A 25,020-nucleotide genomic window follows, 5' to 3' on the forward strand; every position below is an offset into this window, starting at 1 on the left:
TTGTAGATTTGAGCCAGACACAATAGACTAGGGTAAAAGATCATAAAGCCAGTGATGATGTCAGATACACATATTCCTTTACCTGAACGTTTACGTCCTCGTGACTTGTCCGAAATTATCGGACAAGATCATTTGCTGGGTGACAATGCCCCTTTACGTCAGATGATTGATCAAGGGCACCTGCCTTCGATCATCTTTTGGGGGCCTCCTGGGGTAGGGAAAACCACGATTGCATTGTTATTGGCGCAGGCCGTGGATCGTCCTTTTATCAGCCTATCTGCACTCAATACAGGCGTGAAAGAACTGCGTGAGGTGATTGCGGAAAGTGGGGACTTGTTGACCCCTGTGGTATTTATTGACGAGATTCATCGTTTCAATAAATCGCAGCAAGACGCCTTACTCAATGCGGTTGAGAAAGGCAAAATCACCTTGATTGGGGCAACTACAGAGAATCCTTCTTTTGAAGTGAATAGTGCCTTGTTATCGCGTTGTCAGGTCTATACCCTGAATAACCTGAGTGCTGAGGCGATTCAAACCCTATTGAATAAAGCCATTCAAACGGATAAGTTCTTAAAAGAACGTTTTATCCAGATTGAAGAATATGATGCGCTGATTCAATTTGCGGCAGGTGATGCACGTAAGGCGCTTAATCTGATTGATCTGATTGCCAGTACCTTTGAGCCTGACATTGAGAATATTGTAACCAATGCCATCGTTGTTAAAGTCGCGCAGCAAAATATTGCACGCTATGACAAATCAGGTGAGCAGCATTATGATCTGGTTTCGGCTTTTATTAAATCGATTCGTGGTAGTGATCCAGATGCGACGCTGTACTGGATGGCACGTATGCTGAAAGGTGGCGAAGATCCAGTCTTTATTGCGCGCCGTATGCTGATTGCTGCATCGGAAGATATTGGCAATTCCAATCCAAATGCCTTGTTGCTGGCGGGAGAGTGTTTCCGTTCAGTCCAAGCCGTGGGGATGCCTGAAGCGCGCATTATTCTAGGACAATGTGCCGTGTATTTGGCTACTAGCCCGAAAAGTAATAGCACCTATTTGGCGATTAACAAAGCCTTGGAGTTGGCAGAAAAAACCGCAAACCTGCCAGTACCTTTGCACTTACGCAATGCGCCAACCAAGTTGATGAAGCAGCAAGGTTATGGGGTGGATTATCTGTATCCACACAACTATCCTGAACATTTTGTTCTACAGGACTATTTGCCACCCGAGTTGCGCGGTACCAAACTGTACGAGCGAGCCTTAAATAAGCGTGAAGTTGAAGGCGAACGTTTGCAGCAGCGCCGTTGGCAACAGGAACAACAGCAGCAGTAATCAAAAATTCGGTTGATTCACCGATCATTTTAAAATTGTCCAAAGCAAGAACCCGAATCGCATCGATAGATTCTGCTTTGGCCTCAATATTCTATTTGTATAAAAATGAACGCAAAAAAAGCAACATTGATTGGATTGGTTGCGATCTTACTGTGGAGTTTGATCGTTGCCTTGATTAAGGATGTCAGTAGCCATTTTGGCGCAGTGGGTGGTGCAGCACTGATTTATACACTGGCCTCAATTTTTCTGTTTTTCTCGGTCGGTTGGACCAGTCTAAAAAGCTTTCCTAAAACCTATTTGATCTGGGGCAGTATTCTATTTGTTGCCTATGAAATTTGTTTATCGCTTTCGATTGGCTATAGCAGTAATAATCGACAAGCGATTGAAGTGGGAATGGTTAATTATTTATGGCCGACCTTTACCATGGTGGCTGCCATTGTTTTTAATCAGCAAAAAGCCAATTTCTTGATTATTCCTGGCTTTATCCTTTCAATATTGGGGATCTGTTGGGTGCTCGGTGGCGAGCAGGGTTTTGATTTGGCTGGTATGCTGCAAAACATACAGCACAATCCATTCAGTTATGGGCTTGCCTTTATTGGAACATTACTCTGGGCTGCCTACTGTACGCTCACAGCGAGAATTGCGCAGGGAACCAATGGCATCACCCTATTCTTTATTCTGGTCTCGGTGGTGCTTTGGATTAAATATGCATTGATGGGTGGTGGTACATTTGATTTTGATTGGTCTTCTTCAATTTCATTGTTTTTTGCGGCAGCAGCAATGGGCTTTGGTTATGCCGCTTGGAATGTAGGAATTTTGCATGGCAATGTGACACTATTGGCCGGTGCATCCTATTTTATTCCAGTTCTATCTGCCTTTTTTTCGGCAATTCTCCTCAGTACGCCATTAGGCCTTTCTTTTTGGTATGGTGCATTTATGGTGTGTTTAGGTTCAATTCTATGCTGGGTAGCAACGCAGAAAAAACACTAAAACATTGTCTGGTTTTGTTTGGTCTTGCTGATGCGCTGGACAGTCACTGTATTTTTGTAAGTGACCTCTAGACACTCTATATAAAAGGTCGCATCATCCCGCTTATCAAGGATGATCAAGCTCCACCATGACCACAAACAAAATTAATGCTGCGGAAAGTATCCGAGGCTTGGCATGTCTCGCCGTTGTGTTGTCACATATCTCACTGACTTTTTTCCCGCAGCTGCATAATTTTGATATCAGTGCGGTACCGCAATATGATTTTTTTGCGCAGTTACATCACTCACCGTTGGCCTTTTTTTATTCAGGTACAGGTGCAGTTTTTGTATTCTTTGTTTTAAGTGGCTTTGTACTGACATTATCCAGTTTTAAAAAGCACAATACCGCAACACAATTGAAAAATTCCTTGATTAAACGTTACCCGCGCTTGGCTATTCCTGCCTTTGTCTCTTGTATTATCGCTTATCTGGTGTGTTTTGTGCCTGTGGACGTCTCGCATGTTTCCGAGTGGGGAGCAGCGCTTGCCAATCCACATCCGCAACTGCGTACCGCTTTGTATGAAGGCAGTATGGGTGCATTCTTATTCGGCGATTCCAGTTATAACTGGGTACTGTGGACCATGCAAATTGAGTTGCTTGGGTCACTGGTGATTTATCTGGCTTGCTATCTTTATGGCAAGCTGCCAATTCTATGTGGTCTATTTCTTATCATCAGCATTGTGACCGCTTATATGATCTCGCAAACCGTATTGTTGGGCCTACTCAGTTTTATTTTGGGCATGGGACTGTTTCTGTATGCTGTAGAGCTGAGTACTGTCGTTTCGGTTGTGCTGTTTATATTGGGCTTATATTTGTGTGGTGCACACAACAGTAGTGCCAGCTATCAGTTGTTTACCCAGTTTTTAGGTGAACAAACTTACGACTACCTTAACTTTGTCGGTGGTTTTTGCATTGTTTATGCGGTGCTCAAGGGCAGGTGGCTGGCACAGTTGTTTGACCAACGTGTGTTCGTGTTTTTAGGCAAAATCTCATTTTCAATTTATCTGATCCACTTGGCAGTGTTGTACGCTTTGGGCATTCCATTGTTTAATCTTTTACATGTACAAGGCGGTTTTTCCTATCTCAATGCGGGATTAGTAGCAAGTTTACTGATCGTGTTGCTGAGCATTATTTTGGCACAACCCTATAGCCGTTATGTCGATGATGCCGCGATTAAGATCTCGAATAAATTGGCAAAAATGTTTTAACCACTGAGCGGTGCAGCATCTCGGTAATGCTGCTGCACCATAAAAAATTGATCAAACATTACAAAAATAATCAGTGAATGCTTTCTATTGCAGGCAGAATCAGTTTTAATCAAAAAAGACATAATAAAAATATGGGTTTTAATTCATGAACCGTACTTATCTCAAACACTGTACCTTATTCACTTCTATTTCATTGACTATTGCGGGTTGTACAACGATGGCTGTACCTGTTACTGCAACAGAACAACTGTTTTATGGTGGCCCGATTCTAACCATGTCGGGCAATAGTCCTGAATATGCAGAAGCTCTATTGGTGAAGGATGGAAAAATTCGTTTTGTGGGCTCAAAACAGCAGGCTGAACGCTTGGCGGATAAAAAAGTTCAGTCGATTGATCTAAACAATAAAACCTTATTGCCCAGCTTTATTGATGCGCATAGTCATGTGAATATGGTTGGTTTTCATCAAATGGTGGCTAATCTCTACCCCATGCCTGATGGTCAGGTCTCAGATATCAACTCGTTGGTAAATGTATTGAACCAATGGAAAGCTCAGAATCCAGCTGTAATTAAAACCATGGGCGGCTGGATTTTGGGTAATGGCTATGATGATGCGCAATTGAATGAGCAGCGTCATCCGACGGCAACAGATCTAGATCGGGTATCTTTAGACCAACCCGTGATGATTTTACATCAATCCGGGCATTTGGCCTCGGTCAATCACAAGGCACTGGAATTACTGAGGATCAATCAACATACTCCGAATCCAGCGGGTGGGGTGATTCGCCGTGAAACCAATTCAAATATCCCAAATGGTGTGTTGGAAGAATCCGCTTTATTTACCGCGATTGGCTCAATTTTTAAAGATGTTCCCCCTGCGGTGATGTTTCAGATTGCAGAAAAAGGCATTGCTGCCTATGTGAAGAATGGCTTCACTACGGTACAGGAAGGACGGGCTGATCAGGGCACCACTGAAATGTGGCATGCTTTGGCTCAGCAGAATCGTCTGCCGATTGATGTGGTGTCTTACCCTGATATCACCACCAGTCAAGATTATATGCTCAAGCAAGGTAGCAGCCATCAGTATGATCAGCATTTTCGGATTGGTGGGGTCAAAATCAGCTTAGATGGCTCACCTCAAGGGAAAACTGCTTGGCTGACTCAACCATATTTAATCCCACCTGAAGGTAAAGATAAGACCTACAAGGGCTATCCTGCGATGAGTAATGATCAACAGGTCAAGGACTATATTAACTTAGCATTTAAGCAAGGTTGGCAGGTACTTGCACATGCCAATGGTGATGCCGCCATTGATCAATTTATTGGGGCGGTAAAAGATGCGACTGCGAAGCAAGGTAAAGGCGACCGTCGCAGCGTATTGATCCATTCGCAAACCATCCGTGACGATCAGCTAGATCAGCTCAAAGCCTTAGATATTATTCCGTCCTTCTTCTCGTTGCATACCTTTTATTGGGGTGATTGGCATCGTCAACAAACGCTAGGCGAAATCCGAGCTGCCCATATTTCACCAACCGCAACGGCTTTAAAAAAGCATCTGATCTTTACCGAGCATCATGATGCACCTGTGGTACCCCCGAGCAGTATGATGATGCTGGATGCGACCGTGAACCGAGTAACGCGGAGCAATTATGTGTTAGGGGCAGAAGAGCGAGTAAGCCCTTATCTGGCATTAAAGTCGATGACGGACTGGGCAGCGTATCAGTATTTTGAGGACCAGACCAAGGGCACTTTGAGCCAAGGTAAATTGGCTGACTTGGTCATTCTGAATCAGAACCCGTTGACTGTCCCGAGTCGTGAGATTAAAAACATTAAAGTGCTGGCAACTTACAAAGAGGGCAAACTGATTTATCAGAATGCAAGTGACTAAAAAGCAAAACGAGCCCGATGGCTCGTTTTTCTTTTTCTGTAAAGCGAATAAACCTTATTCGTTGTTTTTAAAGATATAGCAAATACTTCCGATTAAACCGATTAGTTGGCCGGCCACCCACCCAAGTACAGAAAGATTTGAACATTTCGTAATTGAGTCGTAGATGATTTCTGTATAGGAGGCTGTTTCCATCATATTTATGAATATAAATTCTAGGATGAATAAGATAAAGATTACTGTTAAATATAAATATTTGTTTTTTATTAAAATGAGAATGAATGAAAAGATGATAGAGAGTATTCCACAGATGCTGAGCATGGACGGATCATTTGCAGAAACGCCCTGTAGCTCTTTAAAGTAGGTGACCGTACCAACCGCGATATAGTCAGAAAGGCATAGATCCTGTCCAAGTTTATCGATGGTATATCCAGCTATGCCTGACATCAAGAAGAACAAAATTGAAAGATATCTCATCATCATTTTATAAACTTAAGCCTAAAGATAGATCGAATTCCCATGCTTCTACAAAATATTCAGGATCGGCTTAGCGGCTTCATTAATATTGGAATACCTATTTATGGGTTTTAGAGCTGATCGTGCCAATATCATAACTTAAAAAAACCGAGCCATCTGGCTCGGTTTTTGATTATTACCAACGATAATTGATTTTGCCGTAATAAAACGCACCATTAAAGCCGAAAGGTGAGAACTGGCTATAGGGTAAGCTGCCCCCTGTCGGTTGGTTGATGTCATAGACATCTTTATCAGGATAAACATCGGTAATATTGTCGCCACCAACAGTAAAGTTCCAGTTTTGATATTGGTAAGACAGGGCTAAATCCAATAACCATTTGGCTGAGAATTTTTGGTCTTTGGCTTCGCCTGAATTACTAAAGGTTTTAAAACTGCCATAGCGGGTGAGATTGGTATTCACACTGAAATTTCCAAGCTTATAGTCATTCGCTAAACTGAATTTATGTTCAGGGGTACTGCCAGCCAATAAACCGTATTGTTCTCGACGGTCTAGGCGGGTCAGGTTGATTCCCAATGCATCTAAGATAGCGGGATTTCCATCCACCTGAGTGACTTTATTTTTATTGTAGTTATAGGCCAGTGAGGTATTCAGTTCGCCATAAGGCAAAGCATTCCATTTATAGGTTGCCACTAAGTCAACACCGCGTGTGCGGGTATCGCTGGCATTGTTGAAATAACGAATGGTGCTGAAGTTGGTGTCGGTGATTCCTTTTGAATTTAGATATTGACGAACGGCAGTACTGCTCGCATTGATATTGGAAGACAGACTAATTCGATTATCAATGTCGATTTGATAGGCATCCAAGGTCACATACAACTGGTCTGTAGGTGTCAGTACTATACCCACGCTATAGTTTTTTGATTTTTCTGGTTTTAGCTGTTCAGCACCAAGTAATTGGGCCACTTGTGAGCTAGTTGGAAAGGTGCCAGCCTCAACCAATTGACCATTGACCAGTTGTGATGAGGTTTGAGCAAAATATTGTTGCGCTAAGCTCGGTGCACGGAAACCTGTAGAGGCACTGCCACGTAGCGCAAGCACGGGATGGACGGCATAACGCAAAGACAATGAAGCATTATCGGTGTGACCAAAATCATTATAATATTCATGTCGATAGGCTGTAGATGCAGACAATTTTTCAGTTAAATTGGCTTCTAAATCAAGATAGGCGGCATAACTGTCTCTTGACCATTCACCTGCATCGGCCGATCGAAAACCTGCAAGCCCTGAAGAGCCACTTTTATAATAGGACGTTGGATCACCTGCTTGGATTTGATATTTTTGATTCAAATACTGTGTACCAAAGGCAACATTCAATGGGCTAGCGAGTGCTGCGAGATTAAACTCTCGAGAAACATCAAAATTCACCACCGTTTGAGCATTTTTCAGTGTGCCATTTTGGAAGCCGAATGGTGTCGTGGCAGTATCTTTATAAAGATCGACATTAATCGTTTTGGTATCGACATCATAACGATTCAAACCATAATTGACGGATGCATCATAATGCCATGCTGACCAATCGCCTTTAATCCCTGCCACTGCGCCAAAATCATCCAGTTGTCCTTGTATAATGGGTAGGTAGCCATTTGGATAGAGGGCAGGAATATTATTTGATGCATTACTTAAACGATAGAATCCAGCCGTCTCGGCATTACGATGGCTATAGGTCGCAAAAGAATACAGCTCGGCATGATCACTGAGATCATAACCCAGATTTACTGCTGCTTTAACTTCGTCTGAGTCTGGATCTCCAAAACGGAACGTACGCTGTCCATAGGTGGTTGATTTTGGATCACGCAGGTCAGCACCGGCGCGATTGGTAGCTTGGCTATCCTGCCATTCCCCTGAAAAAATCGCATAGCCATAATGATTCAGTTGGGTTCCACCTGAAACAAAGGATTGTTTTTGTTCACCATCTCCTTTGTTATAAATCCCGTATTTAATCCCAGCTTCACCATGTTTTGGATTGGATTTCAAAATAATATTAATCACCCCAGCAATCGCATCAGAGCCATAGCGAGCCGATGCACCTTCGCGGAGTACTTCGACACGACTAATGGCAGAGATGGGAATAGCATTTAAATCAGTTGGGGCAGAACCTCGACCAATGGTACCGCCGAGATTAATAAAAGCCCCTGTGTGACGACGTTTGCCATTGACTAAAACCAGCACCTGATCTGGTGCAAGGCCTTTTAATTGGGCAGGACGGACCAGCTCGGTTCCATCCACCACCGTTGGGCGTGGAAAGTTAATTGAAGGAATAATTCGAGACAGCGCTGTCCCGAGTTCATTGGAGCCCGTGCGTTCAGTCAGTTCTTTGGCACTAATCACATCAATTGGCTGTAAGGACTCTGTTTGTGAACGATTGTTGGTCCGCGTTCCTGTGACCACAATGGTCGCGAGCGTTTTGACTTGTTCGGGCTCTATGGGCGTGTTCTCAGCGGCATGTACATTGCTATACAGGGCAAGCAAAATCAGACTACTACTCAGACTTAAAGGGAAAGTTTTTACAAGGGGAGCATTCATTTTGATCTTCTAACTCAAGTTTTGTAAACATTTGTGAACATGGTAGGAGCATCAAAATATTTTCAAAAACAATATAAAAACATAAGGTTAGAATTAAAGTTGCAAAGCTGATGGAATGCTTTTTAAGTAAATGATTTATATGATATTGATATTTAAAGCGAAGCTAATTATTTTTGAATAAAGAATAAAAAACCAGCCCGATTGGACTGGTTTTTTGTTTAGAAGTAACAGCTTAGCTAGGCTTAGATATCGTCTAAGTTAATGCCTAAACGTGCAGCCACTTCTTCATATGCTTCAACCACACCACCTAAACCTTGGCGGAAACGGTCTTTATCTAGTTTTTTCTTGGTGTCTTTATCCCATAAACGGCAACCGTCTGGAGAGAATTCATCACCCAATACGATACGGTCATGGAACACACCGAATTCAAGTTTGAAATCAACCAGAATCATATTACCTGCATCGAATAATGCTTTGAGCACATCATTCACTTGGTAAGTGAGTTCTTTCATTTTTTCAAGTTGTTCAGCAGTCGCCCAACCTAAAGCAATTGCTTGAGATTCGTTCACCATAGGATCGCCAAGCGCATCATCTTTAAAGAACAATTCAAATGTTGGCGGAGTTAATTCCTTACCTTCTTCAACACCTAAACGACGGCATAATGAACCCGCTGCATAGTTACGAATCACGCATTCAACTGGAATCATCTGAAGTTTTTTAACCAGCACTTCAGTTGGAGAAAGCAATTTTTCAAAATGCGTTTCGATACCCGCAGCAGCTAATTTGTCCATGATGAAGGCGTTAAAACGGTTGTTGACCTTGCCCTTACGATCGAGTTGCTCGATTTTTTCGCCATTGAATGCCGAAGCATCATCACGAAAGACTAAAATCAGGTGATCAGCGTTATCTGTCTCGTATACAGATTTAGCTTTACCAGTATAGAGCAAGGTTTGTTTTAACATGGGGGAACCTTTTGAAAAAAATGCCTAGTAAACGACTAGGCTGGCCAATTTTGGTAAATCTGGGCTAACACTTCAGTTGCAACCGCTGGTTCTGCAAAAGTCGTGTCGAGTTTGAAGAGGGCAATAGTATTGCTTGAGCCAACCGCAGAAAGCTTCAACAGGTAGTTTTGCTCACCGACCTTAATTGTTGCTTCATAGCCATGATCTGCTTGAGAGATGACTTTGTAGTTGAGGCTGCTCACAGTTGCAAAGGCATATTGCCAAGCAGTGGCTGTTGGACCTTCCACTTTCAGTAATGGGTTTTTATTCCCATCCATCACCAATTGTGGACGACCCAAGCTGGTTGCTGTCGCTTCAGTGCTAGTGCTTGCAGTTTGCATTGACTCTGGACGAGGTAATGCATAACGGTTGCCAGTTTTGTTTTCAAATGTTGGCGCATGTTGAATCGCAAGTGGATCAACCGTTGGTGCTGGATACAATGGCGTGAATGGTCTTACCGTTGCATTCTCAGGGAATTTGAGTGGTTCAAGCGCTTGCGCTTTTTTATAATCTAAAGAATGATTATTGAGGGCAAAACGACCACAACCAGCCAAACTTAAAGCTGAAATGACAAGGACAACACCAAGACGTAATTGCATCATAAATTGCTCGTATTAAATAATGCCCGCAGTTTTTAAATCTGTGCGGAGCGGTTCACGATATTGTTCTGCGAGAGCGGTTAAAGGCAGGCGTAGACCTGTACTAATGTATCCCATCTCATGCAATGCCCATTTCACAGGAATTGGGTTTGATTCGCAAAACAAAATATTGTGTAGATTTGCAATTTGTTGATTCAAACTTTGTGCTTTGGCTTGATCGCCAGCTAAGGCTGCTTCACAAACTTCGCTCATTTGTTTTGGTGCAACATTGGCGGTAACCGAAATATTACCTTTCGCGCCAAGTAAAATCAGTTCCCAAGCGGTTTCATCATCACCTGAGTAAACTGCAATTTTACCTTTTAAACCTTCGATGAGGGCTTGACCACGAGGTACATCGCCTGTTGCATCTTTAATCCCAACAATGTTTTTAACATCAGCAAGACGAATCACGGTTTCATTTTGCATGTCAACGCCAGTGCGACCTGGGACATTATAAAGAATTTGTGGAATATCAACGGCCTCAGCAATTGCTTTATAGTGTTGATATAAGCCTTCTTGTGTGGGTTTATTATAATATGGCGTAACGAGCAATGCAGCATCTGCACCGAGTTCTTTGGCTGCTTTGGTCAGTTCAATTGCTTCGTGAGTCGAATTTGCACCTGTACCCGCAATAATTGGAATGCGTTTATTGGCTACACGAATCACTTCTTTGATGACCTGTGTGTGCTCTTCCATGCTTAATGTAGACGCTTCGCCCGTTGTGCCAACAGCAACAATACTATGTGTACCTTGTTGGATGTGCCACTCAACGAGCTTCTCAAGGCTCTTCCAATCTACGCGACCATCTTCAAACATAGGGGTGACGAGTGCGACAATTGAGCCTTGAATATTCTGTGCTAGCTGAGTCATTTTAAAAAACTATCCTATTTTCCCATCCGAGATTGAATTAGTTGAAACGAAATGTTGGATGGTTGCAGTATTTTGATTCGTCGTTCAATAATGAATTCGATTGAATGACAATTATGCAAATTATGACTGATCGGCGGCATAAGAACAATATGCTTTAGTCAAACAGCTGAAAACTTTCATTCATCTTTGTCCTGAATGATTTTCATCTTATGAAAAGTTGGGCGATGGCTAGTCAGACGACGATCGGCAGCGTATGGTGTAGCAAGAAGCGATCTAGATTGAATATTGAGATGCAGACAGATTCGAAACATAGCGCATTAATTGTCGTCGATGTACAAAATGGCTTTACCCCAGGTGGAAACTTGGCAGTCACGGATGCCGATCAGATTATCCCGGTGATTAATCAATTGGCACATCAGTTTGAAACGGTGGTGCTGACCCAAGACTGGCATCCTGATCAACATATTTCTTTCGCTGATAATCATGCACATAAAGCGCCTTTTGAAACCATTGAGTTACCTTATGGCACGCAGGTATTGTGGCCAAAGCATTGTGTACAGGGGACGCAGGATGCCGAATTTCACCCTGATTTAGATATTCCAACGGCACAATTGATTATCCGCAAAGGCTTTCATGCCAATATTGATAGTTATTCAGCCTTTATGGAGGCGGACCGTAAAACACCAACGGGGTTAAAGGGCTATCTTCAAGAGCATCAAATTGATACGGTTTATATTGTCGGGATTGCCACTGATTTTTGTGTGGCATGGACAGCCTTGGATGCCGCGCAGATGGGTTTTAAAACCTTTGTGATTGAAGATGCGTGTAAAGCGATTGATTTGAATGGTTCATTGCACAGCGCATGGCAAAGTATGTTAGAACAGGGGATTCAGCGGATTCAGTCTGCGGCAATTTTGGCATAAGCTTGAGCTGATTGATCTAAAGGCGTTAAACTTCTCAAGCTGATGCAACAGCATCAGTTAAATTATGCCTTAAACCTAAGCTGAGCGTTTTATGACCATTGAACTTGATGATTTTGATCAAAAAATTATCCATCATTTACAAATGAATGGACGCTTGGCCAATCAGGAATTGGCTGAATTGGTTGGTTTATCGACCTCGCAATGTTCACGTCGTCGGGTTCAGCTTGAACAGAAGAAAATTATCACGGGTTATTATGCCCAAATCGCATTGAGTGCTGATCCTGCCCCGATCATGGGCATTATTGAAGTGAAATTGCAAAACTATAGTGATGCAACCCATGATCGTTTTGTTGAATTCTTGATGCACGAACCTGCTGTGAAAGATATTCATAAATTAACGGGCAGTTATGATTTTGCCCTTAAAGTAGCAGTTAAAAATCTCGATGAGATGGTCAAACTGATTGGAATTTTGTCCTCTAAGAACTTTGGTGTCAGTAATCTCAATACTTCAATTGTGTTGGAAAAATTAAAAGAAAACGGGATTGCGATTAAATAAAAAAAGGAATTCGTTGTCACATCATCTAAGGCAAAGCCAAAGTAAAGCTGATCGAAGTGCGTAGACTATTCGAAATGGATTATTTTGAATATAAATTGCATTTATGGCAAAAATATAAGAATAAATTGCGAAATTCTAATAAAAATGATCAAATATGCCATGTCTTTCTTTGAAAGATGTCTCTCCCTTTAGCTGTTCTCCTATTTGAGTTGTACCGTTATGAATACTGAGCAAAATGTATCTCTGGTAAGTCCAGTCATGCCTGTGATTGAACAGCACTCTAAAATTGAAGATGCATTAGCGATGTTGATCGGAACATTCATCTTGTCTTTCGCAATGACTTTATTGCAGCAGGCAGGCATTATGACCGGAGGGACAGCAGGCTTATCTTTGCTGATTCATTACATTACTGATCTGAAGTTCGGCGTATTATTTTTCCTGATCAATATCCCGTTCTACTATTTTGCCTATAAAAAGATGGGTATTGCGCTGGTGGTGAAAACCTTTATCGCTGTTGCATTGTTGGCCGGATTTACTGAAATCATTCCACAATTTTTTCATCTCTCCGATGTGAATCCCATTTACGCTACAGTTTTTGCTAATGTATTGATGGGGGTGAGCTTTTTGATCCTGTTTAGACATCGTTCAAGCTTAGGTGGCATCAATCTACTGGCGTTGTATTTGCAGGAGCGCTTTCAGATTCCTGCAGGCAAAGTACAGTTAGGTATTGATCTCGCAATCTTGTTAGCATCATTGTTCTTTGTCGATTGGAAGTTAATTCTGATTTCAATTTTGGGTGTAATTATTCTTAATTCGATTGTGTTATTGAATCATAAAAGCACGCGTTATGTGGCTTAATGCAAGTGTACGCTCTGAGATGGGTTTGACTGTCGCAGAACGCAATCGATCATGAGACGCTAGATGTGATCTAATCCATTAAATGACTGATATCATGAAATTCAAAAAAAAGCGCCATAAAGAATCTCTTTATGGCGCTTTTTACTGTATCAGCGTAGTGCAAGCGACGCTGTAAATCCGTATCGAATTATTCGACTGTCACACTCTTGGCGAGGTTACGTGGTTGATCGACATCAGTACCACGTAACACTGCAACATGATAAGACAGCAGTTGTACAGGCACGCTATAAACGATCGGTGCTAGCCATTCATTTACCGCTGGAACATGTACGACATGTTGACGATCTTTACCGTGAATACCACTGTTCTCATCTGCAAAGACGAATAATTCACCACCACGGGCTTGAACTTCTTCCATGTTCGATTTGAGTTTATCGAGCATGTCATCCTGTGGTGCTAAGATGACCACGGGCATTTCATTATCGACTAAAGCCAGTGGACCATGCTTCAATTCACCTGCAGCATAACCTTCCGCATGAATATATGAAATTTCTTTCAGTTTCAATGCGCCTTCTAGTGCGATTGGGAAGTGTGTACCACGACCCAAGAATAAGCAGTGATTTTTCTCAACAAAAAGTGCTGATAAACGCAGAATTTCAGTATTACCCTGTAAGGTATCTAAAATGACTTTTGGACAATGCCACAATGCTTCAGTAATTTCAGTCAGTTGTGCGGCAGACAGCTTTTGTTTAACTTGACCAATTTTTAAGATCAATAACATCAATGCTGCCAGCTGGGTGGTAAAGGCTTTGGTTGAAGCCACCCCAATTTCTGGACCTGCAAGTGTCAGTAAATGATGATCTGTTTCGCGCACCATTGATGAGGTCGCAACGTTACAAATCGTCATGGTGGTGATGTCAATGTGATTGGCTTTGGCACGTTTTTGGGTTTCACGTAACGCAGCTAAAGTATCCGCAGTTTCCCCTGATTGAGAAATACAGATATACAGTGTATTTGCCACAATCACTGGGGTGCGATAACGGAACTCACTCGCAATCTCAACTTGGCAAGGCACACCAATCAGTTGTTCAAACCAATATTTGGCAATCATCCCTGCATGATAGCTGGTACCACAGGCAATAATTTGAATCTGTTGAATCTTGTCAAAATCGGCATTGGCATGATTGAGGAAATCATCACGTAAGCTATTGCCGTTCAATGCTTGCGAAATGGTTTGCTGAATCGCTTCAGGTTGCTCATAGATTTCTTTCAGCATGAAGTGCTTATATTCACCCTTAGATGCATTGCTGACTGTGGCATCTAACTCTTTGACTGGACGTTGTACAGGCTCGCCATTAACAAAAACTTCAATGCTGCTACGGGTTAAGCGCGCAATATCACCTTCTTCTAGATAAACGAAGCGGTTGGTCACAGGCAATAAAGCCAGTTGGTCTGAGCTAATAAAGTTCTCGCCTATACCGACACCAATCACCAATGGTGAACCTTCACGGACTGTAATCAGCTCGTCAGGATGCGCCGTATGCACAATCCCAAGCGCATAAGCACCTTTAAGGCGTGGCGTAATCTTTTGTACAGCTTCTAGCAGGCTATCTGTTTGCTTTAGCGCATCGTTAACAAGATGTGCAACCACTTCGGTATCGGTTTGCGAGGTAAACACATAGCCTAAAGCTTGCAATTCATCTTTGAGTTCTTGGTAGTTTTCAATGATCCCGTTATGAACCACTGCAACATCACCCGAAACATGCGGGTGGGCATTGTTTTCTGTCGGTTTACCGTGAGTTGCCCAACGGGTGTGTGCAATACCCACATTACCCGTTAAATGTTGTTCTGACACGGCTTCGGCCAAGTTGGCAACTTTACCAACACGACGTTCACGCAAGATTTTCTGATTATTGAGTAATGCTAAACCAGCAGAGTCATAACCACGATATTCCAGACGTTTCAGTCCTTCAATCAGAATATCGGTTACACAACGTTCAGCAACGCCACCAACAATACCACACATAATTTTATCCTCTTATTTTTTCAGTTTTTGGGGACGTTGATAATTTGCTTTTTCAAACTGTTTTGATCGTTCGACAGCCAAACTATGCTCAGCCACATCTCGAGTGAGGGTTGATCCTGCACCTGTTGTGGCACCTCGACCAATTTTGATTGGTGCAACCAAAGAGTTATTGGTTCCAATGAATACATTGTCTTCAATCACAGTACGGTGTTTATTCGCGCCATCATAATTACAGGTAATGGTACCTGCACCAATATTACAATCCGCACCAATATCGGCATCACCTAAGTAAGTAAAGTGATTGGCTTTTGAGCCTAGACCCATATTCGAGTTCTTCACTTCTACAAAGTTACCGATATGCACATCATTGGCAAGGTTGGCACCTGGACGTAAACGCGCGAAAGGACCAATTTGGGTATTTTCACCGACAATCGCATTCTCAAAAATGCTATAAGCCTGAACTTTAGTGCCTGCCGCAATGCGTGTATTCTTTAGAATACAGCCTGCGCCGAGTTGGACATTATCGCCCAGTTCACAGTCGCCTTCGATGATGACATTGACATCAATCTGTACGTCTTGTCCACAGCTTAAGGTACCACGTAAATCAAAACGATTTGGGTCAATTAAGTGAACACCTTGTAGCATCAATTCTTTGGCTTGTTGTTGTTGGAACTGACGTTCTAAGGTCGCAAGTTGTAAGCGGTTATTGACCCCTTCAACCTCAAACGCAAGTTCGGGTTCAACTGAGGCAACTTCTAAGCCATCCGCAATTGCCATCGCGACAATATCAGTGAGGTAATATTCACCTTGCGCATTTTCATTGGAAAGTTGCGGCAACCACTGGTGAAGTTTTGTATTGCTGACACAATAAATGCCCGTATTAAATTCTTTAATTTGGCGTTGTTCTTCGCTGGCATCTTTATGTTCAACAATGGCTTGAATTTTACCATCTTGGCGGACAATGCGGCCATAACCTGTTGCATCATCGACAGTGAGCGTCACTAAGCCAATGCCTGTTTGAGTTGATGCATCCAATAATTTTTGTAGCGTATTTGCATGAATACAAGGTACATCGCCTGATAAAATCAGTGAAACACCTTCTTGAGGCAAAACAGGGAGGGTCATTTGTACTGCATGACCTGTGCCGAGTTGTTCTGCTTGCTCAACCCATTCAATCTGTTCTGCCGCAAAGCTTTGCTTAACCAGTTCACCGCCATGCCCATATATGGTAATAATGTTTTGGGCATTGAGTTTTTTTGCAGTTTGAATGACATGACCGAGCAGAGGACGACCTGCAAGTGGTTGTAATACTTTTGGTAATTGTGAACGCATCCGCGTTCCTTTCCCTGCTGCAAGAATAATAACAGTTGTTGACATAACTAACTCTAATAGTGGCTTAAGTCAAAAGATAAAAATGAAAAATAAGAATACAAAGTGCTGCCCAAAGGCCAGCAATGATGTCATCCAACATAATCCCTAAGCCGCCAGATACTTTTTGGTCAGCCCAGCTAATGGGGAATGGTTTCCAGACATCAAATATACGGAATAAGATAAACCCGACAATGACCCACAGCCAATTCATCTGTTGTAAATAGAGCAAAGGCAGGAGGGTAATTGATTGTCCTGCAAATTCATCCCAGACAATGCGACCATCGTCATGCACATTGATGACTTTTGCAGTATGCCCACAGATATAGATGCCTATCAAAGACATCAAAACAATCACGACAATACTGGCCGACAGACCTAGATAGAGCCACAGTGGAACAAATAACAGAGCAAAGGCCGAACCAAAGGTTCCAGGGGCCTTGGGCGCTAAACCAGAACCAAAACCGACACCGCAGAACACGATGAAACGGTCGAACCAAGTCATTTGGTTAAAGTGAATGGGAGGCTTATGCAAAGTGTTGGTATCCATGAACATGTAATGGGTGTGTTTTGCCCATATACTCAAATAACAATCCAGTTTGTTGGGTAATTTCGCCGATTATTGTAAGCGGAACATCTAATTGTTGTCGCGATAGTTGTTTAAAGTTTTGCGGTGATATTGTAAAGCATAATTCGTAATCATCGCCCCCTGCAAGTGCATAATGCCAAGCCTGTTGCAGATCCAGTTGTTTGAGTGATGAATCTAATGGAAGTTGCTCAAGCTGTAATTTTGCACCGACATTGGATGCTTTTAAAATATGGCCTAAGTCTTGCGCCAATCCATCCGAGATATCAATCATACTGGAAGCCAGCCCTTTGAGCTGTTGGCCCAGCTGGCAACGTGGGGTTGGATAATCCAAACGTTGTTGCAAGGCATGACCAAGGTGTTGTAATCCAAATGCAGCATCACCGATTTGGCCGCTAACACAGATATAGTCACCGACTTGGGCACCTGCACGGGTAATGGCCTGACCATGTTCGATCCAGCCTAGCGCAGTCACACTAATCGTGAGTTGAGTACTTTGGGTGGTATCACCACCAATCAGGCTAACACCAAACTGATCGCAGCAATCGAACAGCCCCTGACTAAATGCAGCCAGCCAGTCGTGATCAACTGAGGGAAGGCTCAGTGCGAGTAAAATACTGTGGGGTTTTGCCCCCATAGCCGCCAAGTCAGATAAATTGACTGCGACGCTTTTCCAGCCAATGGCATGGGCAGCGGTGTCGAAGGGAAAATGGCGACCAGCAACTAATGTATCTGCACAGATCACCAGTTGTTGTGAAGATGGTGGGGTAATAATGGCTGAGTCATCACCGATACCTAAACTGACATCGGTATTGGATGTGCGTTTAAAGTAATGCTCAATAATTGAAAACTCAGCCATTTAACACAAGCCTATTATTTTGCTTGCTGTTTTTCAGCTTCACGTAGCTTTGATGAAAGACGGTCTAATACACCATTGATGTATTTATGACTGTCGGCACCACCAAAGTGTTTAGCTAGCTCAATCGCTTCATCAAGTACAACGCGATACGGAACTTCGAGATGATCTCGAAGTTCATATGCACCTAGTCGTAAGGTTGCAAGTTCTACGCCATCCAGGGCATTTAACTCACGGTCAAGTACAGGGATGAGTAACTCATCTAAAGCTTCATGTTGAGCAACCACTTGAGTGAGCAATTCATGGTAATAGTTAAGGTCAACTTTGTGCATGGCATTTTCAACACGCGTGCGTGCTTCAATTTCATGAACTGGGTTATGACTCATTTGCCATTCATAAATCCCTTGTACAGCAAAACGACGTGCTTTGCGTTTCGCTGCATAAGCGGCCTGAAGTGTTTGCGACATGCTTTAAATTGCCTTTAATAAGTTAACCATTTCGATTGCAGTCAATGCAGCTTCGCTACCTTTGTTACCTGCTTTCGTACCAGAACGTTCGATTGCTTGTTCAATGCTATCTGTGGTTAAGACACCATTGATCACAGGCATTGTGCTTTCAAGTGCAACTACACCTAAACCTTTTGCACATTCGCCCGCAACAAAATCAAAATGTGGTGTGCTACCACGGATCACTGCACCTAATGCAATGATGGCATCAAATTGATTTGAAGCCGCTAATTTTTTTGCCACGATCGGTAGTTCCCACGCACCTGGTGCATGGATCACAGTGATCGCTTCTTCTGCAACGCCGTGGCGTTTCAATGTGTCGATCGCACCTTCGAGTAAATGTTCAACCACGAAGCTGTTGAAACGACCCACTAAGATCGCATAACGACCTTCGCTTGCGAGATGTAATAAACCTTCAATTCGGCGAATTGCCATAGCAACCTCGATTATTTTGCTGTGATTTGATCGGCAGTGATGTATTCCACTACCTCTAAATTAAAACCAGATAAGGCATTGAAACGAAGAGGAGAACTCAACAGCTTCATTTTCTCAACACCTAAATCGCGTAAAATCTGTGCACCTACACCAATGGTTTGATATTGATGAGAAAGTGCTGCATTGGATTTCAATGGTTTTGGTTGGTTTAAGCTATTGAGTGCAGGGCCTAGATCTTCTAGGTGATCCTGACCAATCCACACCAACACACCACGATCACTGGCAGCAATGGTTTTCATTGCAAGATCTAAATTCCAAGCAGATGAGCCATCGGCTTTATTGAGTTTCAATAAATCACGAATCGGGCTGAAACCATGTACACGAACCGTAGTCACACCCTGTTTCGGATCACCTTTGACCAATGCCACATGAATATCTGGATTACCGATTTCACGATATTTGTACAGTTCAAATGCGCCGTATTCGGTTTCGATGCTTTCTTGAGACAAACGTTCAACCGTTTGCTCATTGGTCATGCGGTAATGGATCAGGTCCGCGATGGTGCCAATTTTTAAACCGTGTTTTTCTGCAAATACTTCTAAATCAGGACGACGTGCCATTGTACCGTCATCATTGATAATTTCACAGATCACAGAAGCCGGCTCTAGACCAGCTAAACGGGTCAAGTCACAACCTGCTTCAGTATGACCTGCACGGTGTAGTACACCACCTGGTTGTGCCATCAATGGGAAGATATGACCTGGTTGGACGATATCACTTGGTTTAGCGTGTGCTGCCACTGCAGTACGAATGGTATGTGCACGTTCAGCGGCTGAAATACCCGTACTGATGCCTTCGGCCGCTTCAATCGAAAGCGTGAAGTTGGTTGCGTGCTGTGCGCCATTTTGATCAACCATTAAAGGGAGGTTGAGTTGCTTACAACGATCACGACTGAGCGTCAGGCAGACCAAGCCACGTGCATGGGTAATCATGAAGTTAATATCTTCAGGACGAACATGCGTTGCAGCGATGACTAAGTCACCTTCATTTTCACGATCTTCGTCATCCATAAGGATAACCATTTTGCCTGCACGAATATCTGCGACAAGCTCTTCAACACGACTCAGCGGCATTCGCTTTCACCTTTGATGCTGCCTTTTCAGGCACTAGTATTCGATAAATCTGGCATAGTTTACCGCATTTTAAAAATTTTCGCCTGTGCTTCTTTATCAATAACAAGACCAGTTAAAAAACTGGTCAAGCCATACTTTATTTGGCGTCGTATTTGCCATTTAATCAGAAAGTCGAGAGGCTTTATCTTGTTGAGATTGATCAGGCTCAATAAAAAAAGAAGGCTTTATCTTGAGACAAAGCCTTCTGTTAGCTCACTTGGTTCGCCTGTGCGAACCGCGATTTATTCAAACTCTGTTGATGCCTTGGCTTTTTTACCCATTAGAATTTCGGTGCGCAGCGTTTGCGCTAAGGTTGCACATTCTTCATTCATGCCATTAATCATAAAGGCGTGGCGTGTCATGATATTACTTGGATTTGGCATCGCTACCAATTCATAACTGTTTTGAACATTTTTAAGTTGCTCGTGATTTAAATGCAATGCCGCTTCTTTGGCATGTAAATGCTGCGCTAAGCGCTTTGCCGCTTCAACGGCATCCAGTTGCATGGCATCAACTGCACTTGCCACCGCACCACGGGTTTGTAGCGCAAAGCGTTTATCTTCACGATAACGTTTATATAGAACATCGGCCAATAATTGGAACACAGCACCCACCATCATCAGGCATTCCAGTGCATGTGATTTTTCCGAGCTAGTTGCCAAAGTTGCGCCTTCCGCATTAAATTCCTGAACCACTTGAATTTGAGTAGGATCAATTTGGTAATGCTTGGCACAGAGTGCAATGCTTTTATCTAAGAACAATTGGCACAGCTTGAAATATGGGACAGAAACAGACTGATTCACACTGCTGAGCAATTGCTTCGGATCATAAAACTGAATATTGAGTGCCAGAGCTTGATCATCCAATTGCGCTGACTCGATTGGACTTTTTTCTACGCGTGCTTTGCTTGGTTGAGCTTTTGCTTGTTGCTGTGCTTGAGCGACCAAGGTCACGGTATTTTGCTTTTCCAAGGCCAATGCTTGGGTTAAACGCTGAATCTCATGCTTGAGATGATTTTCTTGATTGATGCGTGCCAAGTATTCACTGCGGGTTGGACGCGCAATCGCGCGATAAGCCAGCCAGATTAATCCATGAATAAATAACGAAACTAAAATAGCTAACCATTGTGTCCGTAAAATCTCACCGATACTCGGCTGGATTAAGGTAATTTCAACGGTACCCACTTTCTTTTCGTTTTGTAGCGCATCTCGAACAAAAACTTCGCCTTGGCGAGTTTTGGCCATGCCGCTGGTTGCAAGCACTTGTTTATTGGCGTCCAAGATTCGTATAGAGGCAACACTTGGATTGGTGGCATAACGATTTGCCACCAACGCGAGTGAAACGGTATTGGCTGGTTCCAACTCTGCAAGACTATCTGCCACTAACTGACTGGTCATCAGTTGTCCTTGGCTAGCGCGGTTTTCATTGAGTTGATGTGTCGTTGCAATCACCAATAAAAAGGTATGCAATGCAAAACTTACGATCAGTAGGCTAGCAAATAGCCCTTGGCGAGGCGCATTCAAGTTAAACTTCCAAGGCAAATAGATTCATGGGTTATGTTATGATTCTTACAATAGTTGTCGCTCAACCACGAGTCAATTCATGCGAGAAATCATTCTTATATCCTTTCTAGGACCAGATCAACCGAATCAGTTTACTCGATTAATGCAGGTACTATCCGTACATTCTTTGCAAATTCTCGATGTCGGTCAGGCGGTTATCCATAATCAACTGACCCTTGGGATCGTTGTTGCATCGGATAATGAGACCGCAACAGCATTAGCAATGAAAGAGATTCTGATTTTAGCACATGATATTGGCTTAACTGTGCGATTTAAACCAATCTCCAACGCAGAATATGATCAATGGGTGAGTGAAGGCGGTCGAACACGTTATATCGTGACCGCACTTGCGCCAGAACTGACGGCTGCACACCTGCAAGCAGTGACAAAAATTGTGTCAAGTCAGGGCTTTAATATTGAAACGGTTACCCGATTATCAGGACGTTTAGAACTTGATGCGGAAAGCCCATTCCCACGCCGTGCTTGTGTTCAGTTTGGTTTAAGTGGACAGATGCTGGATGCACAGGCGATGCGTGCAGCTTGCCTCAGTTTATCTGGTGAATTAAATATTGATGTTGCGGTGCAGGAAGACAATGCCTATCGCCGTAATCGTCGCTTAGTGTGCTTTGATATGGACTCCACCTTGATCGAGCAAGAAGTCATTGATGAACTAGCATTAGAAGCAGGCGTCGGTGCACAAGTGGCTGAAATTACTGAGCGTGCGATGCTGGGAGAGCTTGATTTCCAACAAAGCTTCCGTGCCCGTGTGGCGTTATTAAAAGGCTTAGATGCTTCGGTGTTGCCAAAGATTGCGGAGCGCTTGACTGTAACTGAAGGGGCGGAGCGTCTCATTTCAACACTGAAAGCGTTGGGTTATAAAACCGCAATTTTATCAGGTGGTTTCCAGTACTTTGCTGAGTACTTACAAGCAAAACTTGGGATTGATGAAGTACATGCCAACATTTTAGATGTCGAAAATGGTGTGGTTACTGGTGAGGTCAAAGGTGCAATTGTGGATGGTGCCCGTAAAGCTGAACTGCTACGTCAACTGGCAGAAAAAATGGGGATCTCGCTAGAGCAGGCGATGGCCGTGGGTGATGGTGCCAATGACTTACCGATGCTTTCAATTGCAGGTCTAGGGGTTGCATTCCGTGCTAAACCTTTGGTTCGTCAAAATGCCAATCAAGCCATATCGAGTGTTGGTTTGGATGGCGTATTGTACTTATTAGGTATGCATGACAAAGATTTAAATCGTGCCTAAGCTGACGCTAAAATGCTTCAAAATAGGGTCGCTTTTTCAGCGGCCCTATTCAATTTTTGTACGTCATTTATCCGTCATAATTATGTCTAAATGTATAGAAAAACAACGATAAAAAAATTCCGAAAAAAGTTTTTTTGCAGTAAAAAAGAGGCATAGTTTTTTGTAATGACACGCGGCAATTGATGCTATATGGACATTCAGGACTTTTCTCTGTTTTAAAAATGTAATGACAAAAGCATATTGCGACAGCTTGTGTCGTAAGGTTAATTTCAGGCTCTTTTTTTCTAAAAAAAACGCTCCATAATGCATAAAGACGTTAATGCAACACGAAGTACTGTTAGAGATTACAGAACAAGATAGAGGTCTGAACACGATACAGATCACCCTTTTTAAGACGGAGGTTTCTATGGAAGCAGCGAATTTCACCATGTTGGTTGGATTTGGCTTAATCGCTGTCGCAGTTATTGCTGTTTTCTTTTCTCCTTATCGTCGTTGGTTAGGTTTTATGTTGGCAGGTATGCTGTGCTGGGGACTATTAGAAGTGGTGCGCTTTGGTGTGCAAACCATGTTCGAGATGTCCGTTGCTTATAGCTACCTAACCGCCTTGAGCCTCGCGATGATGACGGTTACATTTATTCTTTTACGTGAAGACAAACAAGCACAAAAACAGCTGGCAAATCGCCAGTATATTGAACATACACCTGTTTATAAGGATGACCAGCAACAATGTTCTAGCAGATAAATTATAATAATTCGAACAACATCAAAGGCATGCTCAGCATGCCTTTTTTGTACTAATTTTTTGCAACAAAGCTTTTACAGACCGCTCTACAACTGTGCTAGGATACGGTTGTCTTAATTTTCATCATAATACTGTAGGCATAATTGTCATGAAGCTTTCTTCTTTACCTGTGGTTAAGTTACCTATCGTTGATGTAAGCACTGATCCGCTGGATTTATTAGTGGCAGGTTTGGCATTGCGTATGAAGCAATTGGCACGTACCAGCCCAAAGTTTATTGAATTGGTACATGACCGTGAATTCCGTATTCAGATTGGTACAGATTTAGGCTTTGCTCGTCAGATTCTTGTGAATCGTGGCAAGATTGATACGGTTGCAGGTAGCCCAGAAAAAGCAGACTTTATTTTACAATTTGCATCAAGCGAGCAAGGTGTTAAAACTTTGTTGAAAGGTGACCCAACCGCATTTATGACGGGTATGCAAGATGGTAGCATCAAAATGGAAGGTGACTTTAGCTTATTGGTGTGGTTTAACCAAGCAGCGAAATTGATTCCACCAAAAGTGCCAAAACCAGTCAAAGAAAAAATTCGTCAAGCACGTGCCTTTATTAAAGAAAAAACAGGCAAATAAATACGCTGACATAAAAAACTCCCCACTGGGGAGTTTTTTATTGCCACGACTTATTCGACTTCTAGGTTAAAAGTCACTGGACCGTCATTGATCAGATGCACTTTCATATCTGCGGCAAAAATCCCAGTTTGGACATGGTTAAATTGTTGTTGTGCGTACTTGACCAATTGCTCATACAGGTCTTTGGCTGCTGCAGGTGGCATGGCAGGGCCAAAATCTGGTCTTAAGCCTTTTTGTGTTTGCGCCATCAGCGTAAATTGAGAGACCAGTAGCAGTCCACCATTGGCTTGGCTGACATTCCAGCCCATTTTACCTTGTTCATCATCAAAAATACGATACTTCAAGATTTTATCAATCAGCTTTTGGCCTTTTTCTAAAGTATCGTCTTTACCTAGACCTAAAAACACCAATAAGCCGTGTTGAATCTCGCCTGTGGTTTGCCCTTCAACCACAACTTTGGCTTCGAGGACACGTTGAATTAATGCGCGCATAAAAATGAAGATCGGTATTGAATCAGGGCA

At 42.8% G+C, this 25,020-nt stretch carries 23 protein-coding genes; 10 read left to right on the plus strand and 13 right to left on the minus strand.

Annotated features, from left to right (window positions below; translation table 11 throughout):
• The first annotated feature begins 57 nt into the window (after positions 1 to 57).
• From NG55_RS09315 to NG55_RS09330, 4 genes are all read left to right on the plus strand, one after another.
• Positions 58 to 1,332, plus strand: coding sequence for a replication-associated recombination protein A (locus NG55_RS09315; RefSeq protein WP_065343093.1), 1,275 nt, complete (start codon positions 58 to 60; stop codon positions 1,330 to 1,332).
• Positions 1,333 to 1,437: 105 nt separating this feature from the next.
• The gene (yddG, locus tag NG55_RS09320) at positions 1,438 to 2,322 is read left to right on the plus strand and encodes an aromatic amino acid DMT transporter YddG (RefSeq protein ID WP_065343094.1); all 885 of its coding nucleotides are present in this window, start codon (positions 1,438 to 1,440) and stop codon (positions 2,320 to 2,322) included.
• A gap of 127 nt (positions 2,323 to 2,449) precedes the next feature.
• The gene (locus tag NG55_RS09325; protein WP_065343095.1) at positions 2,450 to 3,568 is read left to right on the plus strand and encodes an acyltransferase family protein; all 1,119 of its coding nucleotides are present in this window, start codon (positions 2,450 to 2,452) and stop codon (positions 3,566 to 3,568) included.
• A 145-nt stretch (positions 3,569 to 3,713) separates the two neighbouring features.
• Positions 3,714 to 5,453 (plus strand): amidohydrolase, encoded by a 1,740-nt coding sequence (locus NG55_RS09330; RefSeq protein ID WP_065343096.1) that lies wholly within the window; start codon positions 3,714 to 3,716, stop codon positions 5,451 to 5,453.
• A gap of 649 nt (positions 5,454 to 6,102) precedes the next feature.
• Here the strand turns inward: NG55_RS09330 and NG55_RS09340 are convergent.
• The 4 genes from NG55_RS09340 to dapA all read right to left on the minus strand — a co-directional run bounded on the left by NG55_RS09340 (position 6,103) and on the right by dapA (position 11,020).
• Positions 6,103 to 8,511, minus strand: a complete 2,409-nt coding sequence (locus NG55_RS09340; protein WP_065343097.1) for a TonB-dependent receptor plug domain-containing protein — start codon at positions 8,509 to 8,511, stop codon at positions 6,103 to 6,105.
• Between the two features lie 242 nt (positions 8,512 to 8,753).
• Positions 8,754 to 9,473, minus strand: coding sequence for a phosphoribosylaminoimidazolesuccinocarboxamide synthase (gene purC / locus NG55_RS09345; RefSeq protein ID WP_004656976.1), 720 nt, complete (start codon positions 9,471 to 9,473; stop codon positions 8,754 to 8,756).
• Positions 9,474 to 9,508: 35 nt separating this feature from the next.
• Entirely contained in the window at positions 9,509 to 10,111 is a 603-nt protein-coding gene (locus tag NG55_RS09350; RefSeq protein ID WP_023271095.1) for a hypothetical protein, read from the minus strand.
• 15 nt (positions 10,112 to 10,126) lie between these two features.
• The gene (gene dapA / locus NG55_RS09355) at positions 10,127 to 11,020 is read right to left on the minus strand and encodes a 4-hydroxy-tetrahydrodipicolinate synthase (protein ID WP_004656980.1); all 894 of its coding nucleotides are present in this window, start codon (positions 11,018 to 11,020) and stop codon (positions 10,127 to 10,129) included.
• Positions 11,021 to 11,310: 290 nt separating this feature from the next.
• Here dapA and pncA point away from each other — a divergent pair, with 290 nt between their 5' ends.
• The 3 genes from pncA (at position 11,311) to NG55_RS09370 (ending at position 13,357) form a co-directional block, all read left to right on the plus strand.
• Positions 11,311 to 11,943 (plus strand): bifunctional nicotinamidase/pyrazinamidase, encoded by a 633-nt coding sequence (gene pncA / locus NG55_RS09360; protein ID WP_065343098.1) that lies wholly within the window; start codon positions 11,311 to 11,313, stop codon positions 11,941 to 11,943.
• A 91-nt stretch (positions 11,944 to 12,034) separates the two neighbouring features.
• On the plus strand, positions 12,035 to 12,499 hold the full coding sequence (locus NG55_RS09365) for an Lrp/AsnC family transcriptional regulator (RefSeq protein ID WP_004656983.1): 465 nt from the start codon (positions 12,035 to 12,037) through the stop codon (positions 12,497 to 12,499).
• A 219-nt stretch (positions 12,500 to 12,718) separates the two neighbouring features.
• Complete coding sequence (locus NG55_RS09370) at positions 12,719 to 13,357, plus strand: YitT family protein (RefSeq protein ID WP_016542239.1); 639 nt, start codon at positions 12,719 to 12,721, stop codon at positions 13,355 to 13,357.
• A gap of 187 nt (positions 13,358 to 13,544) precedes the next feature.
• Here NG55_RS09370 and glmS read toward each other — a convergent pair whose 3' ends face one another.
• The 8 genes from glmS to NG55_RS09410 all read right to left on the minus strand — a co-directional run bounded on the left by glmS (position 13,545) and on the right by NG55_RS09410 (position 21,847).
• A complete protein-coding gene (glmS, locus tag NG55_RS09375) occupies positions 13,545 to 15,383 on the minus strand; it encodes a glutamine--fructose-6-phosphate transaminase (isomerizing) (protein WP_016542240.1) in 1,839 nt (612 codons plus the stop codon).
• Between the two features lie 12 nt (positions 15,384 to 15,395).
• Positions 15,396 to 16,760 (minus strand): bifunctional UDP-N-acetylglucosamine diphosphorylase/glucosamine-1-phosphate N-acetyltransferase GlmU, encoded by a 1,365-nt coding sequence (gene glmU, locus NG55_RS09380; RefSeq protein ID WP_065343099.1) that lies wholly within the window; start codon positions 16,758 to 16,760, stop codon positions 15,396 to 15,398.
• 19 nt (positions 16,761 to 16,779) lie between these two features.
• Positions 16,780 to 17,301, minus strand: a complete 522-nt coding sequence (locus tag NG55_RS09385) for a phosphatidylglycerophosphatase A family protein (RefSeq protein ID WP_065343100.1) — start codon at positions 17,299 to 17,301, stop codon at positions 16,780 to 16,782.
• Positions 17,279 to 18,196 carry a thiamine-phosphate kinase gene (gene thiL / locus NG55_RS09390; RefSeq protein WP_065343101.1) on the minus strand — a complete coding sequence of 306 codons (918 nt, stop codon included), beginning with the start codon at positions 18,194 to 18,196 and terminating at the stop codon, positions 17,279 to 17,281. Before thiL ends, NG55_RS09385 begins: the two co-directional genes overlap by 23 nt.
• A 14-nt stretch (positions 18,197 to 18,210) precedes the next feature.
• The gene (nusB, locus tag NG55_RS09395; RefSeq protein ID WP_004657014.1) at positions 18,211 to 18,660 is read right to left on the minus strand and encodes a transcription antitermination factor NusB; all 450 of its coding nucleotides are present in this window, start codon (positions 18,658 to 18,660) and stop codon (positions 18,211 to 18,213) included.
• 3 nt (positions 18,661 to 18,663) lie between these two features.
• Complete coding sequence (gene ribH, locus NG55_RS09400; RefSeq protein WP_004657017.1) at positions 18,664 to 19,134, minus strand: 6,7-dimethyl-8-ribityllumazine synthase; 471 nt, start codon at positions 19,132 to 19,134, stop codon at positions 18,664 to 18,666.
• Between the two features lie 11 nt (positions 19,135 to 19,145).
• Entirely contained in the window at positions 19,146 to 20,267 is a 1,122-nt protein-coding gene (ribBA, locus tag NG55_RS09405) for a bifunctional 3,4-dihydroxy-2-butanone-4-phosphate synthase/GTP cyclohydrolase II (RefSeq protein WP_016542244.1), read from the minus strand.
• Between the two features lie 281 nt (positions 20,268 to 20,548).
• A complete protein-coding gene (locus tag NG55_RS09410; RefSeq protein WP_167539971.1) occupies positions 20,549 to 21,847 on the minus strand; it encodes a DUF4175 domain-containing protein in 1,299 nt (432 codons plus the stop codon).
• A 61-nt stretch (positions 21,848 to 21,908) separates the two neighbouring features.
• Here NG55_RS09410 and serB point away from each other — a divergent pair, with 61 nt between their 5' ends.
• The 3 genes from serB (at position 21,909) to NG55_RS09425 (ending at position 24,499) form a co-directional block, all read left to right on the plus strand.
• The gene (serB, locus tag NG55_RS09415) at positions 21,909 to 23,129 is read left to right on the plus strand and encodes a phosphoserine phosphatase SerB (RefSeq protein ID WP_016542246.1); all 1,221 of its coding nucleotides are present in this window, start codon (positions 21,909 to 21,911) and stop codon (positions 23,127 to 23,129) included.
• Positions 23,130 to 23,535: 406 nt separating this feature from the next.
• A complete protein-coding gene (gene aciT / locus NG55_RS09420) occupies positions 23,536 to 23,871 on the plus strand; it encodes a ciprofloxacin tolerance protein AciT (RefSeq protein WP_004657025.1) in 336 nt (111 codons plus the stop codon).
• 148 nt (positions 23,872 to 24,019) lie between these two features.
• Positions 24,020 to 24,499 carry a hypothetical protein gene (locus NG55_RS09425; RefSeq protein WP_004657026.1) on the plus strand — a complete coding sequence of 160 codons (480 nt, stop codon included), beginning with the start codon at positions 24,020 to 24,022 and terminating at the stop codon, positions 24,497 to 24,499.
• 50 nt (positions 24,500 to 24,549) lie between these two features.
• On the opposite strand, the gene dtd is transcribed toward NG55_RS09425, so the two are convergent.
• The gene (dtd, locus tag NG55_RS09430) at positions 24,550 to 24,990 is read right to left on the minus strand and encodes a D-aminoacyl-tRNA deacylase (protein ID WP_065343102.1); all 441 of its coding nucleotides are present in this window, start codon (positions 24,988 to 24,990) and stop codon (positions 24,550 to 24,552) included.
• Positions 24,991 to 25,020: the final 30 nt, after the last annotated feature.

The organism is Acinetobacter gyllenbergii (assembly GCF_001682515.1).
Classification (GTDB): Bacteria; Pseudomonadota; Gammaproteobacteria; order Pseudomonadales; family Moraxellaceae; genus Acinetobacter; species Acinetobacter gyllenbergii.

What these genes read in the sequence shown, in the direction of transcription:
- glmU (WP_065343099.1), bottom strand. Translation starts at nt 16,760, where the DNA reads ATGTCAACAACTGTTATTATTCTTGCAGCAGGGAAAGGAACGCGGATG.
- dtd (WP_065343102.1), bottom strand. Translation starts at nt 24,990, where the DNA reads ATGCGCGCATTAATTCAACGTGTCCTCGAAGCCAAAGTTGTGGTTGAA.
- aciT (WP_004657025.1), top strand. Translation starts at nt 23,536, where the DNA reads ATGGAAGCAGCGAATTTCACCATGTTGGTTGGATTTGGCTTAATCGCT.
- ribH (WP_004657017.1), bottom strand. Translation starts at nt 19,134, where the DNA reads ATGGCAATTCGCCGAATTGAAGGTTTATTACATCTCGCAAGCGAAGGT.
- NG55_RS09425 (WP_004657026.1), top strand. Translation starts at nt 24,020, where the DNA reads ATGAAGCTTTCTTCTTTACCTGTGGTTAAGTTACCTATCGTTGATGTA.
- glmS (WP_016542240.1), bottom strand. Translation starts at nt 15,383, where the DNA reads ATGTGTGGTATTGTTGGTGGCGTTGCTGAACGTTGTGTAACCGATATT.
- pncA (WP_065343098.1), top strand. Translation starts at nt 11,311, where the DNA reads ATGCAGACAGATTCGAAACATAGCGCATTAATTGTCGTCGATGTACAA.
- NG55_RS09315 (WP_065343093.1), top strand. Translation starts at nt 58, where the DNA reads ATGTCAGATACACATATTCCTTTACCTGAACGTTTACGTCCTCGTGAC.
- dapA (WP_004656980.1), bottom strand. Translation starts at nt 11,020, where the DNA reads ATGACTCAGCTAGCACAGAATATTCAAGGCTCAATTGTCGCACTCGTC.
- NG55_RS09385 (WP_065343100.1), bottom strand. Translation starts at nt 17,301, where the DNA reads ATGGATACCAACACTTTGCATAAGCCTCCCATTCACTTTAACCAAATG.
- ribBA (WP_016542244.1), bottom strand. Translation starts at nt 20,267, where the DNA reads ATGCCGCTGAGTCGTGTTGAAGAGCTTGTCGCAGATATTCGTGCAGGC.
- thiL (WP_065343101.1), bottom strand. Translation starts at nt 18,196, where the DNA reads ATGGCTGAGTTTTCAATTATTGAGCATTACTTTAAACGCACATCCAAT.
- NG55_RS09340 (WP_065343097.1), bottom strand. Translation starts at nt 8,511, where the DNA reads ATGAATGCTCCCCTTGTAAAAACTTTCCCTTTAAGTCTGAGTAGTAGT.
- NG55_RS09365 (WP_004656983.1), top strand. Translation starts at nt 12,035, where the DNA reads ATGACCATTGAACTTGATGATTTTGATCAAAAAATTATCCATCATTTA.
- purC (WP_004656976.1), bottom strand. Translation starts at nt 9,473, where the DNA reads ATGTTAAAACAAACCTTGCTCTATACTGGTAAAGCTAAATCTGTATAC.
- nusB (WP_004657014.1), bottom strand. Translation starts at nt 18,660, where the DNA reads ATGTCGCAAACACTTCAGGCCGCTTATGCAGCGAAACGCAAAGCACGT.
- NG55_RS09330 (WP_065343096.1), top strand. Translation starts at nt 3,714, where the DNA reads ATGAACCGTACTTATCTCAAACACTGTACCTTATTCACTTCTATTTCA.
- NG55_RS09370 (WP_016542239.1), top strand. Translation starts at nt 12,719, where the DNA reads ATGAATACTGAGCAAAATGTATCTCTGGTAAGTCCAGTCATGCCTGTG.
- NG55_RS09325 (WP_065343095.1), top strand. Translation starts at nt 2,450, where the DNA reads ATGACCACAAACAAAATTAATGCTGCGGAAAGTATCCGAGGCTTGGCA.
- serB (WP_016542246.1), top strand. Translation starts at nt 21,909, where the DNA reads ATGCGAGAAATCATTCTTATATCCTTTCTAGGACCAGATCAACCGAAT.
- yddG (WP_065343094.1), top strand. Translation starts at nt 1,438, where the DNA reads ATGAACGCAAAAAAAGCAACATTGATTGGATTGGTTGCGATCTTACTG.
- NG55_RS09350 (WP_023271095.1), bottom strand. Translation starts at nt 10,111, where the DNA reads ATGCAATTACGTCTTGGTGTTGTCCTTGTCATTTCAGCTTTAAGTTTG.